The following is a 12,058-nucleotide window of genomic DNA, read 5'->3' on the forward strand; positions in this document are numbered from 1 at the left end:
CGGGTGAGCACGCCGACGGGAGTGCGCCTGTGGATCGAGGGCGCCCGACTCCGCACCCTTCCCGCAGCGATCGCCCCCGTGGCCGTCGGCACCGGAGCCGCCGCCTTCGACGACGGCGTCGTGTGGTGGAAGGCGCTGCTGGCGCTGGGCGTGTCCCTCGCGCTGCAGATCGGCGTCAACTACGCCAACGACTACTCCGACGGCGTCAAGGGCACCGACGCCGACCGCGTCGGACCGCTGCGTCTCGTGGGGTCGGGGCTCGTCGCGCCCGAGCGGGTCAAGGCCGCGGCGCTCGGCTTCCTCGGGCTCGGCGCCGCGCTCGGCTTCGTGCTCGCGGCGACCTCCTCGTGGTGGCTGCTGCTGGTCGGCGCGGCCGCGATCCTCGCCGCGTGGGGCTACACGGGCGGCAAGAACCCGTACGGCTACCGGGCCCTCGGCGAGGTCAGCGTCTTCGTGTTCTTCGGACTCGTCGCGGTCCTCGGCACGACGTTCGTGCAGCTCGGCCGGGTCAACTCGGTCGCTGTCGCGGGCGCGATCGGCATCGGCGCACTCGCCTGCGCGATCCTCGTCGCGAACAACCTGCGCGACATCCCGACCGACTCCGTCACGGGCAAGCGCACCCTCGCGGTCGTGCTCGGCGACGCCCGCACCCGGCGGTTGTACGTCGCACTCGGGGTCGTCGCGTTCGTGCTGGTCCTGGCCTGGTGCGCGGTCCGGACGCCGTGGGCCCTGCTCGGCCTGATCGGCCTGCCGCCGGCCCTGCGGGCGGCGGGAGTGATCCGGTCCGGAGGCACCGGCCCGGCGCTGATCCCCGTCCTCAAGGACACCGGGATCGCCGAGCTGCTCTACGCCGTCGGCCTCGCCGTCGGACTCGCGCTCGGCGCCTAGTCGACGTCCTCGGCGCGGCGCGACTCCTCGATCCGGTCGTTGAGGGCCGACGCCCGCTCCTGCAGCGTGCCGGCGAGGCGATTGCGCAGGCCACCGAGCGCGAAGATCGAGATCGCCGACGAGACGACGAGCGCGAGCAGCAGGATCCACAGGTTGACGAGGCGATCGCCCTCCAGCCAGATCCGAGAGATCCCCCAGATCACCGCGTACGTGGCCAGGAAGACTCCCAGCCGGGCGAGCGTGTACGTCCAGAAGGCCTTCATGGTCCGCACTCTAGTTCGTACCCGGTGGCCGACCACCGCATGGTGGGTAGGCTCTCGGCATGGGCAAGGCGCTGATCATCCTGGCGGCCGTGGTGCTGCTGGTCTATGCGCTGTACGACGTCCTCGCCACGCCCCGCGACCGGGTGCAGTACCTGCCCAAGCTCGGCTGGGCCGCGCTCATCGTCTTCGTCCCCTACGTGGGGGCCCTGCTCTGGCTGTTCTTCGGCACGGTCAAGGGCCGTCCGGCCGGCGGCGGACCGCGCCGTCCGCAGCCGAAGCGGCCGCTCGGACCCGACGACGACCCGGACTTCCTCCGCGGCCTCTGAGCCCCGCGCCGGTCAGGCGTCCCAGCGGAAGAGCCGGGCCGAGATCGCGGCGCACACGGCGGCGAAGGCCAGCAGGAACGCCATCGGGGCGATGATCGCGGCCGGGCCCGCGCCTCGCACCATGACGTCGAGCATCGCGTCGTTGAGGTGACGCAAGGGCAGCAGGCGGCTGACGAACTGCAGCCAGTCCGGGGCTCCGTCGAGCGGGAAGAACGAGCCGGACAGGAACGCCATCGGCAGGACGATGAAGTTCGCGAGGCCGACCGCGCCCTCCTCGGTCTTGCTGATCGAGCCCGCCAGCATGCCGATCGACAGGAACGCCAGGGTCCCGGCGAGGACGAGCGGGATGACCAGCGGCCACCACCCCGTCAGCTGCAGTCCGAAGGCGAAGACGCCCAGGCCGATGAAGATCGCGGTCTGGCCGAGGGCGACGAGCAGGCTCACCCCCACGCGGGCGAGCACGACCGAGGACGTCGGGATCGGCGCGAGCCGCAGCCGGCGCAGCAGGCCGCTCTTGCGCCACGCGACGAGGTTGACCGCCGCGCCGAACGTCGCGCTCATCGCGACCGCCCAGCCGAGCAGGCCCGGCGTCACGTACTGGATCGTCTCGAGCGACTCGTCTTCAACCTGCTGGGTCTCCAGGCCGTACTTCGGCGGTGTCCCGCTGACGGCCACGTTGGTCGCGTCGACGAGGCCCTGGAACGTCGCGTACACGCGGGCGGCGGTGACCTGGTCGGCCCGCGAGTAGTGCACGACGAGCTGGTCGCCGTCCTGCGAGACGACGGCGTCGAGGTCGCCCTTGCGGACCTTCTCGATCGCCGCGTCCTCGTCGGTGACCTTCGTGATGTCCATGGACTTCTCGAGTCCCGCGCGCGCGTCGGCGGGCAGCTCGTCGATCACGGCGACGTCGCCGACCTGGGCCACCTCGATCTTCGAGGCGCCCTGGTCGGTGAAGATCCCGCCGAACAGGACGAGGAACATGAGCGGGAACAGCACCGCCCAGAACAGCGTCATCCGGTCGCGGACGAAGCCCAGGAACATGGCCTGCGACAGCGCCTTCAGTGCCGTCACTGGCGGTACTCCCGACCGGTGAGCCGCAGGAAGACGTCCTCGAGCGTCGCGCCGGCGACGCTCAGCCCGTTGAGCGCGTCACGGGCGGACAGCTCGGTGAGCACCGCCGCCGGCTGGCGCGTCGTGATGAGCACGCCGTCCTCGCTGCTCACCACCGCGTCCACGCCGGCGAGCCCGCGGGCCTCGTCGGGGTCGACCGCGTCGGGCGCGAGGCTGATCCGGGTCGGGGCGTCGAGCCCGCGCACGAGCGCCGCTGGCGAGTCGAGCTCGAGCAGCCGGCCGTGGTCGATGATCGCGACCCGGTCGCAGAGCGCCTCGGCCTCCTCCATGTAGTGCGTCGTCAGCACGACCGTGCGCCCGGACTCGTTCAGCCCCTCCAGGAAGTCCCACAGGTTGCGGCGCGCCTGCGGATCGAGCGCGGCGGTCGGCTCGTCGAGGAACACGACCTCGGGATCGTGGACGAGCGCGCACGCGATCGAGAGCCGTTGCGCCTGCCCGCCCGAGAGCTTCTCGACGGGCGAGGACGCCTTCTCGGTCAGGCCGACCTGCTCGAGCAGCTCGTCGACGCGTCGGGGTGGAACACCGTAGAGCGCCGCGAAGGTCGCCAGCTGCTCGCGCGCCGTGAGCCGCTCGAAGAACGCCGAGGACTGCAACTGGACGCCGATGCGCCGCTGCAGGTCCGGCTCGCGCCGCCACGGGTCGTGCCCGTCGATCGAGACGTGGCCGGCGTCGGGTTCCCGCAGCCCCTCGATCATCTCCAGCGCGGTGGTCTTGCCTGCCCCGTTCGGCCCGAGGAGTCCGAAGAACTCCCCCGGCTCGACGGTGAACGACAGGTCGTCGACAGCGGTCAGGTCGCCGTAGGTCTTCGTGAGCCCGGCAACCTCGATGCGAGCCCCCATGGGACTCGACGCTAGTTCACTGGGCGTAGCTGTGCTGACCCGACACGAACAGGTTGATCACGTAGTAGCTGATGATGAACGTGCCGAACCCGGCGAGGGCCAGGTACGCGGCGCGGCGACCCTTCCAGCCCGCGGTCACCCGCGCGTGCAGGTAGCCCGCGTACGTGATCCACGTGATGAGGGCCCAGACCTCCTTGGGATCCCAGCCCCAGTAGCGGCCCCACGCGTAGTGCGCCCAGATCGGCCCGGAGATCAGCGCCCCGAAGGTCCACAACGGGAAGCCGACCGCGTTGACGCGGAACGCCAGCTGGTCGATCCGGGCCGCGGACGGGAACCGGCTCAGCACCGGCCCGACGGTGCCGCCACGCTCGGCGCGCTCCTTCACGAGGTACAGGACGCTGGCCGCGGCGCCGACCATGAACATCGCGGCCGCCGTCATGATCGTCGTGACGTGGATGTACTTCCAGAACGTGTTGAGCGCCGGCACGAGCGGTCCGGCGGGGACGTAGGTCGAGATCGACATGGCGAGGACGCCCAGGCAGACGCCCAGGACGATGCCGCCCATCCACTCGATGTGCGACCGGAACACCAGGACGACGTACACGCTCAACGCGATCGCAGTGCCGGTCATGCCGAACTCGTACATGTTGCCGAAGGGCGGGCGGCCCGTGGCCAGTCCACGGGCGACGGCGGCACCGATCAGCAGCAGCGTGCCCAGCACCGTGAGCGAGACCGCGACACCGAGGAAGCGGTCGGCGCGCACGGGCGCATCGGACTCGGCGGCGGGCTCCTGCGGCGCGGCGGTCGCCCCGACGAGGGCGGCCTCCCGCTGCTGTGCGCGACGGTCGGCCCAGGCCGAGACCCACTCCGCGAGGTGGCAGGCGAAGGCGATGCACAGCACCGCGAATGCCGAACCCATGAGGTAGTTCGAGAGGTGGGCGAACTGGTCGGACGTCATCGGGCTTCCTTGCTCTCGTCGCCCAGTTCGGCACGGAACCGGGCCAGGAAATCTTCGAGGTCGGCAGGCAGGTCGTCACGCGGGACGCGATCGAGCGCGGCGACCTCCACCACGGTACGCGATCCGTCTCGGCGGGCCCGGATCCAGGTACGCCGCGGGCGGATGAGCAGCGACGCCATGAGGCCCGCGATCCCCAGCGCGACGCCGGTCAGCGGCAGCCACGCCACCGGCGTGTGGCCGATCTGGAACCGCGCCCACTTCTTGAGCTCGACGAACTCGATCGTGCCGCCCCCGGGCAGGTCCGCGGACTCGCCCGGACCGAGGTCGACGCGGAAGTTCTTTCCGTCGACCTTGACCTGGGTCAGGTTCGACGTGTCGAGGGAGTAGACGGACTGCGACGTGCCGTCGTCCAGGCCGAGGTCGCCGGTCCACAGGTTCATGCCGATGCGCGGGTTGAGCGCGCCGGGGAAGATCGACACGGACGCCTCGTCCTCGCTCGGCGAGTACGCCGACGGCAGGAAGAAGCCCTGGAAGCCCAGCTGCTCGCCGTTGGCGTCCGGCACCTTGACGACACCCTGGGACGTGTAGGTCGCGTCGACCGGCAGGAACGGCGCGGCACCGTCGTACACGACCTCCCCCGAGGCGTCGGTGACCTTGATGACCGGGGCGTAGCCCTGGCCCACGAGGAACAGGTCCTCGCCGCCGATCGACAGCGGATGGTTCACCCGGATCGCGAAGTCCTTCTCCTCCTCGGAGCCGGGCACGCGGTAGGTGCCCGACGCCTTGAACAGCTTCGGGGCGCCGCGGGAGTCGCCCGAGACGTAGAAGCGGGTCAGCATGTCGTCGAGCGAGACCGACCACGGCGTGAGGTCGGTGTCGGCGTCGAACAGGGAGCCTGAGCTGAACTCGTCGTACTGCGACAGCGTGTTGGAGAACCCCTGACCCTCGACCACGATGACGCTGCCGCGGTAGCCCCACAGCGAGCCGATCGCCACGCCCACGAGCGCCACGACGACCGAGGTGTGGAAGACGAGGTTGCCCAGTTCGCGCAAGTAGCCCTTCTCGGCCCGCACCTCGCCGACGCCGTCCTCCTCGACGACGTCGATGCGGGCACGGCCCAGGGCGCGACGCCCGGCGGCGAGCACCTCGGGAACCTCGGCGTCGGTCGTGAACTGCGCGGAGGTCGGCAGCCGGGTGAGGTGGCGTGGCGCCCTCGGCGGCCGGGCGCGCAGGGCCGCCGCGTACACCTTCATGCGCGGCAGGATGCAGCCGATCAACGACACCATCAGCAGCAGGTACACGGCGCTGAACCACGGCGACGAGAAGACGCTGAACATGCCCAGCCGCTCCATCACCGGCGCGAGCTTCGGGTGCTGGTCGTAGTACGCCGCGACCGCCTGCGCGTCGACGCCGCGCTGCGGGATGAACGAGCCGGGCACGGAGGCGACCGCGAGCAGCAACAGCAGCAGCAGGGCGGTGCGCATCGACGTCAGCTGGCGCCAGGCCCACCGGCTCATCTCGACGACGCCGAGCTCCGACGCCTTCTCTCCGCCGCGGGTGCGGGACGTGTTCGCCCGGCTCACAGCGGCGCCTCGAATCCGACGATCCAGTGCTGCATCGAGATCACGACGTCCTCCCACCAGCCGGTGAGGAGCAGGACGCCCGTGCCGATCAGCAGCAGTCCGCCCGTGACCGAGACGGCACGCTGGTGCCGGCGCAGCCATGCCGTGACGCGCATGAACCGGCTCAGGAAGATCGCCGCGAGCACGAACGGCAGCCCGAGGCCCAAGCAGTAGACGAGGGTCAGGAACGCACCGCGACCGGCCGTCGCCTCGTTCGCCGACAGCGCGAGCACGGCGGTGAGCGTGGGACCGATGCACGGGGTCCAGCCGACGCCGAACACGACACCCAGCACGGGGGCCGCGAGCAGGCCGACGCGACGCACACCGTGCACGCGCACGTCGCGCTGCAGCATCGGCACCCAGCCGATGAAGACCAGGCCGAGCACGATCAGCAGCAGGCCCGCGACGATCGAGATCTCACGCTGGTACGGCAGCAGGTGCTGGCCGGCGGCGCCGAACAGCGCCCCGCCGGCCACGAACACGGTGGTGAAGCCCAGCACGAACAGGACGGCGCCCGTCACGATGCGCGAGCGGCGGGCGGTCTCCAGCTCGGTGACGGCGACGCCGGAGACATACGAGAGGTAGCCCGGCAGCAGCGGGACGACGCACGGGGAGAAGAACGACACCAGTCCGGCGAGGAAGGCGACCGGGACCGTCAGGACCAGGTTGCCCGAGGAGGCGGTGTCGAGGAACCAGTCCGAGACGTCGCCCGAGATCACGGGGTGCTCTTCTTGACGTCGTCGATGAGGTCACGCAGCGTGGCCTCGGACAGCTGGTCGTCCATGATCCGGGCGGCGAGGTCGCCGTTCGCGTCGATGATCCACGTGGTCGGGATCGCCTGCGACGGCAGCGTGTCCGCGAACGCGGCCTGGTTGCGGCCGGCGTCGTCGACGATGCTCGGGTACGTGATGCCGACCTTGGCGTTGAAGGCCTTCGCCGCGGCCGGGTCGTCCTTCGTCAGCAGGCCGACGAACTGCACGTTCTGGTCGGCGAGCTCGTCGGAGACGGCCTTGAGGGCGGGCGCCTCCTTGCGGCACGGCGGACACCACGATCCCCACAGGTTGACGACGACGGTCTTGCCCGCGAAGTCGGCCGTGCTGAGCTGCGAGCCGTCGAGGTCGTCACCGGAGAGCTCGGGCGCGGGCTCGCGATCCTGCGGGGCGACGACCGTGTACTTCTTGACGCCGCCGATGTAGCCGTCGTCGCCGGTGTCCTCGACCGCGCCCGCGCACGCGGACAGGACGAGGGCCAGCAACGGAGCGAGCAGCAGCCCGCCCCGGATCGTGCGCTGGCTCATGCGCCGCCGATGAACTTCTTGCGCAGCGCGTCGGGGATGAGGTGACCGGCCGGCTCGCTGTAGACCAGACCGGTGAACCGGTCGTCGTCGAACGTCAGAGTCGTGAGGCTGGCCAGCGAGCACTGCCGCTTGCGCGGGTCGTGTGCGTACCGCGCCTTCTCGTACGAGCGGCGGGCGGTCCAGACCGGGAGCTGGTGCGACACGATGAGCGCCTCGTGACCCCGCGCGGCATCGCGGGCGTCGTCGATCGCCGCGCGCATGCGGGCCGCGATCTGCGTGTACGGCTCGCCCCACGAGGGACGGAGCGGGTTCCACAGCCAACGCCAGTACTTCGGCTTCGAGAGGGCGCCGTCGCCGACACCGACCGTGAGGCCCTCGAACTTGTTGCCGGCCTCGATGACCCGCTCGTCGGTCTGGATCGACAGCCCGAGGATGTCCGCGACGGGCTGCGCCGTCTGCTGGGCGCGCTCGAGCGGGGAGGCGACGAGGTGCGTGATGTCGTTGGTCTTGAGCGACTCCGCGACCGTGGCGGCCATCTCGTTGCCGAGATCGGAGAGGTTGTAGCCGGCGAGCCGCCCGTACAGGACCCCGGTGGGGTTGTGGACCTCGCCGTGGCGCATCAGGTGGACGATCGTGCGGGTGCTCATGGTCGATCCTTCGTTCGGTGGCCCGCCTCGGCGGCCGCCCGCGCGGCGGCTGGCAAGGCCTCGGCCAGTGTAGAGAGTGCGTCGGAGTCGTGCGCCGCGGAGAGGAACCAGGCCTCGTACGCGCTCGGCGGCAGGTACACGCCGGCGTCGAGCATCGCGTGGAAGAACGCGGTGTAGGCGGCGGTGTCCTGGCGCTGCGCGGCGGCGAAGTTGGTGACGGGCTCCGTGACGCCCCAGAAGACGCTGAACATCGTGCCCGCGGTCTGGATCACGTGCGGCACCCCGGCGCCGTCGAGGGCCTCGGCGACCATCGCCTGCACGTCCGACGACGTCCGGGCGAGTCGCTCGTAGACCTCGGGCGTCGCCAGTTGCAGGGTCGTGAGGCCCGCCGTGGAGGCGACCGGATTGCCCGACAGCGTGCCCGCTTGGTAGACGGGTCCGACGGGTGCCAACAGGTCCATCACGTCGGCGCGACCGCCGAACGCGGCGGCCGGGAACCCGCCGCCCATGACCTTGCCGAACGTGACGAGGTCGGGCTTCCAGTCCTCGATCATTCCGTCCAGCTCCCAGTGCCCCGAGCGGGCGGCGCGGAAGCCGGTCATCACCTCGTCGCTGATGAACAGGGCGCCGTGCGCGGCGCACGTGCGCGCGAGGTGGGCGTTGAACCCGGGGGCGGGCGTGACGACGCCCATGTTGCCCGGCGCCGCCTCGGTGATGACGCACGCGATCTCGTCGCCGTACTCGGCGAACGCCGCGTCGACGGCTGCGGGGTCGTTGTACGGCAGCACGATCGTGTCGGCGGTGACGTGGGCGGGGACGCCCGGGGTGCCGGGGATGCCGAGCGTCACGACCCCCGAGCCCGCCTCGGCCAGCAGGGCGTCGACGTGGCCGTGGTAGCAGCCGCTGAACTTCACGATCCGGTCGCGGCCGGTGAATCCGCGGGCGAGCCGGATCGCCGACATCGTGGCCTCGGTGCCGGACGAGACCATGCGCACGCGCTCGACCGGCGTGCGGCCGACGATCTCCTCCGCGAGCCGGACCTCGGGCTCGGCGGGCGTGCCGAAGCTCGTGCCGCGGCCGACCGCGGCGGTGACGGCCGCGATGACCTCGGGATGCGCATGACCCAGCAGCATCGGTCCCCACGAGCCCACGAGGTCGACGTAGCGGTTGCCGTCGGCGTCGGTCAGCCAGGCTCCCTCGCCGGAGGCCATGAACCGTGGCGTCCCGCCCACCGCGCGGAAGGCCCGCACGGGTGAGTTCACCCCACCGGGCGACACCTGCTGCGCCCGGCGGAACAGCTCCTCGGATGCGTTCGTGCTCACGCGTGGCTCCTTCGTTCTCGGTGAGTGGCACGTTTCGACGCGACGTCGCCCTCCGGGGCGGTCGGAACGTGCATCTCAGCGGGTCAGGCGGCGGGCGACCTCGGCGGCCCAGTAGGTCAGGACGATGTCGGCGCCGGCTCGCCTGATCGACAGCAGGGACTCGTCGATCGCGCGGTCGCGGTCGATCCAGCCGTTCGCGGCGGCCGCCTCGACCATCGCGTACTCGCCGGAGACCTGGTACGCCGCGACGGGCAGGTCGACCGCGGCGCGCACGTCGGCGACGACGTCGAGGTAGGACATCGCCGGCTTGACCATGACGATGTCGGCGCCCTGCTCGACGTCGAGCAGCACCTCGCGCAGCGCCTCGCGGCGGTTGGCCGGGTCCTGCTGGTAGGTGCGCCGGTCGCCCTGCAGCGACGAGTCGACGGCCTCACGGAACGGGCCGTAGAACGCCGAGGCGTACTTCGCGGCGTAGGCCAGGATCACGACGTCGAGGTGGCCCGCGGCGTCGAGGGCCTCGCGGACGACCGCGACCTGACCGTCCATCATGCCGCTGGGCCCGACGACGTGGGCCCCGGCGGCGGCCTGCGCGACCGCCATGCGCCCGTAGACCTCCAGCGTCGCGTCGTTGTCGATCCGGCCGTGCGCGTCGAGGACGCCGCAGTGGCCGTGGTCGGTGAACTCGTCGAGGCACAGGTCGCTCATCACGAGCAGGTCATCGCCGACCTCGGCCCGCGCATCGGCGATCGCGACGTTGAGGATCCCGGCCGGATCGAGCGCACCGGTGCCGGTCGCGTCCTTGTGCTCGGGGACGCCGAAGAGCATGACGCCGCCCAGGCCCAGCTCGGCGGCCTCGGCGTACGCCTTGCGGGCCGAGTCGCGGGTGTGCTGCACGACTCCGGGCATGCTCGTGATCGGTCGCGGCTCGGCCGCCGTCTCGGACACGAACAACGGCAGCACGAGCTGCGACGCCTCGAGGTGCGTCTCGCGCACGAGCCGCCGCACCGCGGCCGAGGACCTCAACCGTCGAGGACGCTCGATCATGGCTCCTCCGTTCCCGAGATTGCTCCATTTCTCACCCGCCGAGCGGACTCGGAGGTGAGTTTTGGAGCAAATCTCGCTCGGGGCGGTCCCTCACGCCTTGCGGCGCGAGGACGGCTTCTTCTGCGAGGGGCGAAGGACGGGCTCGCCGGCCTCGATGAACTGCAGGCGACGCTCCTCACCGAAGCGCGAGAGCGCATCGGCCAGCTCCTCGGCGGACGGCTTCTCGGCCATCACGTCGACGCGCAGGCCGTGCTCCTCGGCCGTCTTGGCCGTGGCCGGGCCGATGCACGCGATGATCGTCGTCGCGTGCGGCTTGCCCGCGATGCCGACCAGGTTGCGCACCGTCGAGCTGGAGGTGAACAGCACGGCGTCGAACTTGCCGGACTTGATCGCCTCGCGCGTCGGCGCCGGCGGCGGGGCCGCCCGGACGGTGCGGTAGGCCGTGACGTCGTCGACCTCCCAGCCGAGCTCGACGAGACCGGCCGAGAGCGTCTCGGTCGCGATGTCGGCGCGCGGCAGGAACACGCGGTTGATCGGGTCGAGCAGCTCGTCGTACGGCGGCCACACCTCGACGAGCCCCCGGCCAGACTGCTCGCCGGTGGGCACGAGGTCGGGACGGATGCCCCACGTCGCGATCGCCTCGGCGGTCTTCTCACCGACCGCCGCGACCTTCAGACCGCTGAACGCGCGGGCGTCGAGACCGTACTCCTCGAACTTCTCCCGGACCGCCTTGACGGCGTTGACGCTCGTGAACGCGATCCACTCGTAGCGACCCTCGACGAGGCCACGGATGGCCTTGTCCATCTGCTGCGGGTTGCGCGGCGGCTCGACCGAGATGGTCGGGACCTCCTCGGAGACCGCGCCGTACGTGCGCAGGCGGCCCGCGAGCGTCTCGGACTGCTCCTTCGTGCGGGGCACGAGCACGCGCCAGCCGTACAGCGGCTTGGTCTCGAACCACGACAGCGTGTCGCGCATTGCGACGACGTCGCCGACCACGACGATCGCCGGCGGCGTCATCTGCGCGGCGGACGAGTCGGCCGCGATGTTCGCGAGTGTCGACACGACCGTCTCCTGACGCGTCGTGGTGCCCAGACGGGTCATCGCGACGGGCGTCTGCGGGTCGCGGCCCGCGGCGACGAGTCCGTCGGCGACCTCGGCGATGCGGTTGACCGCCGAGAGCAGGACGAGCGTCTCGTGGCGCGCGGCCTCGGCCCAGTCGACCGAGGAGTCCCCGACGCTGACGACCTTGAACTCGCGGTGCTGCTTGTCGGTCAGCGGCACGCCGGCGTAGGCCGGGACCGCCGAGACCGACGAGATGCCCGGGACGACCTCGAACGCGATGCCGGCCTTGGCGCAGGCCTGCGCCTCCTCCGGGCCCGTCGCGTAGGTGAAGGGGTCACCGACCATGAGCCGGACGACGTGCGCGCCGCCCTTGGCGTGCTTGACCACGAGCTTGCCGCGGGCGGCATGCGTGAGCAGTTCGCCGTCGGCGGTGGTGCCGCCGTCGACGACCTCGGCACCGTTCGTGACGAGCGCGGCCTGCTCGGGCGACTCGAGGATCACGACGTCGGCCTGCGCGAGCAGTTCGGCGGCGCGAACCGTCAGCAGACTGGCGTCGCCGGGACCGGCGCCGACGAAGCTGACCCGACCCGCGGACGGGCGGGCAGCGGGGGCGGTGGTGGACGTGGGCATGACGGAAGTGGTGGACACGCTCTTCCTGG

At 71.3% G+C, this 12,058-nt stretch carries 13 protein-coding genes; 2 read left to right on the forward strand and 11 right to left on the reverse strand.

Annotated elements, in window-relative coordinates; all coding sequences use genetic code 11:
* Positions 1 to 3 precede the first annotated feature (3 nt).
* Positions 4 to 888, forward strand: coding sequence for a 1,4-dihydroxy-2-naphthoate polyprenyltransferase (locus tag ACT26F_RS11195; RefSeq protein WP_471670612.1), 885 nt, complete (start codon positions 4 to 6; stop codon positions 886 to 888).
* Here the strand turns inward: ACT26F_RS11195 and ACT26F_RS11200 are convergent.
* The gene (locus tag ACT26F_RS11200) at positions 885 to 1,151 is read right to left on the reverse strand and encodes a DUF4229 domain-containing protein (RefSeq protein WP_471670613.1); all 267 of its coding nucleotides are present in this window, start codon (positions 1,149 to 1,151) and stop codon (positions 885 to 887) included. The two genes, ACT26F_RS11195 and ACT26F_RS11200, sit on opposite strands and share 4 nt — an antisense overlap.
* A 59-nt stretch (positions 1,152 to 1,210) precedes the next feature.
* On the opposite strand from ACT26F_RS11200, the gene ACT26F_RS11205 reads away from it, so the two are divergent.
* On the forward strand, positions 1,211 to 1,477 hold the full coding sequence (locus ACT26F_RS11205; protein WP_471670614.1) for a PLD nuclease N-terminal domain-containing protein: 267 nt from the start codon (positions 1,211 to 1,213) through the stop codon (positions 1,475 to 1,477).
* Between the two features lie 12 nt (positions 1,478 to 1,489).
* Here ACT26F_RS11205 and ACT26F_RS11210 read toward each other — a convergent pair whose 3' ends face one another.
* The 10 genes from ACT26F_RS11210 to cobA all read right to left on the reverse strand — a co-directional run bounded on the left by ACT26F_RS11210 (position 1,490) and on the right by cobA (position 12,029).
* Positions 1,490 to 2,548, reverse strand: a complete 1,059-nt coding sequence (locus tag ACT26F_RS11210; protein ID WP_471670615.1) for an ABC transporter permease — start codon at positions 2,546 to 2,548, stop codon at positions 1,490 to 1,492.
* The gene (locus ACT26F_RS11215) at positions 2,545 to 3,447 is read right to left on the reverse strand and encodes an ABC transporter ATP-binding protein (protein ID WP_471670616.1); all 903 of its coding nucleotides are present in this window, start codon (positions 3,445 to 3,447) and stop codon (positions 2,545 to 2,547) included. Before ACT26F_RS11215 ends, ACT26F_RS11210 begins: the two co-directional genes overlap by 4 nt.
* A 16-nt stretch (positions 3,448 to 3,463) precedes the next feature.
* A complete protein-coding gene (gene ccsB / locus ACT26F_RS11220) occupies positions 3,464 to 4,405 on the reverse strand; it encodes a c-type cytochrome biogenesis protein CcsB (protein WP_471670617.1) in 942 nt (313 codons plus the stop codon).
* The gene (gene resB / locus ACT26F_RS11225) at positions 4,402 to 5,988 is read right to left on the reverse strand and encodes a cytochrome c biogenesis protein ResB (protein WP_471670618.1); all 1,587 of its coding nucleotides are present in this window, start codon (positions 5,986 to 5,988) and stop codon (positions 4,402 to 4,404) included. The genes ccsB and resB overlap by 4 nt, the downstream gene beginning before the upstream one ends.
* Entirely contained in the window at positions 5,985 to 6,746 is a 762-nt protein-coding gene (locus ACT26F_RS11230) for a cytochrome c biogenesis CcdA family protein (protein ID WP_471670619.1), read from the reverse strand. Before ACT26F_RS11230 ends, resB begins: the two co-directional genes overlap by 4 nt.
* The gene (locus ACT26F_RS11235; RefSeq protein ID WP_471670620.1) at positions 6,743 to 7,324 is read right to left on the reverse strand and encodes a TlpA family protein disulfide reductase; all 582 of its coding nucleotides are present in this window, start codon (positions 7,322 to 7,324) and stop codon (positions 6,743 to 6,745) included. Before ACT26F_RS11235 ends, ACT26F_RS11230 begins: the two co-directional genes overlap by 4 nt.
* Positions 7,321 to 7,971 carry a histidine phosphatase family protein gene (locus ACT26F_RS11240; protein WP_471670621.1) on the reverse strand — a complete coding sequence of 217 codons (651 nt, stop codon included), beginning with the start codon at positions 7,969 to 7,971 and terminating at the stop codon, positions 7,321 to 7,323. The genes ACT26F_RS11235 and ACT26F_RS11240 overlap by 4 nt, the downstream gene beginning before the upstream one ends.
* A complete protein-coding gene (gene hemL / locus ACT26F_RS11245; protein WP_471670622.1) occupies positions 7,968 to 9,293 on the reverse strand; it encodes a glutamate-1-semialdehyde 2,1-aminomutase in 1,326 nt (441 codons plus the stop codon). The genes ACT26F_RS11240 and hemL overlap by 4 nt, the downstream gene beginning before the upstream one ends.
* 75 nt (positions 9,294 to 9,368) lie before the next feature.
* Positions 9,369 to 10,337, reverse strand: coding sequence for a porphobilinogen synthase (gene hemB, locus ACT26F_RS11250; RefSeq protein WP_471670623.1), 969 nt, complete (start codon positions 10,335 to 10,337; stop codon positions 9,369 to 9,371).
* A 90-nt stretch (positions 10,338 to 10,427) separates the two neighbouring features.
* Positions 10,428 to 12,029, reverse strand: coding sequence for a uroporphyrinogen-III C-methyltransferase (gene cobA / locus ACT26F_RS11255; RefSeq protein ID WP_471670624.1), 1,602 nt, complete (start codon positions 12,027 to 12,029; stop codon positions 10,428 to 10,430).
* Positions 12,030 to 12,058 lie beyond the last annotated feature (29 nt).

The organism is Aeromicrobium sp. SP1 (assembly GCF_055663785.1).

Bases quoted from the DNA above. Each gene is read 5' to 3' on its own strand.
- ccsB (WP_471670617.1), bottom strand. From the start codon at position 4,405: ATGACGTCCGACCAGTTCGCCCACCTCTCGAACTACCTCATGGGTTCG.
- ACT26F_RS11215 (WP_471670616.1), bottom strand. From the start codon at position 3,447: ATGGGGGCTCGCATCGAGGTTGCCGGGCTCACGAAGACCTACGGCGAC.
- ACT26F_RS11240 (WP_471670621.1), bottom strand. From the start codon at position 7,971: ATGAGCACCCGCACGATCGTCCACCTGATGCGCCACGGCGAGGTCCAC.
- ACT26F_RS11205 (WP_471670614.1), top strand. From the start codon at position 1,211: ATGGGCAAGGCGCTGATCATCCTGGCGGCCGTGGTGCTGCTGGTCTAT.
- cobA (WP_471670624.1), bottom strand. From the start codon at position 12,029: ATGCCCACGTCCACCACCGCCCCCGCTGCCCGCCCGTCCGCGGGTCGG.
- ACT26F_RS11200 (WP_471670613.1), bottom strand. From the start codon at position 1,151: ATGAAGGCCTTCTGGACGTACACGCTCGCCCGGCTGGGAGTCTTCCTG.
- hemB (WP_471670623.1), bottom strand. From the start codon at position 10,337: ATGATCGAGCGTCCTCGACGGTTGAGGTCCTCGGCCGCGGTGCGGCGG.
- ACT26F_RS11235 (WP_471670620.1), bottom strand. From the start codon at position 7,324: ATGAGCCAGCGCACGATCCGGGGCGGGCTGCTGCTCGCTCCGTTGCTG.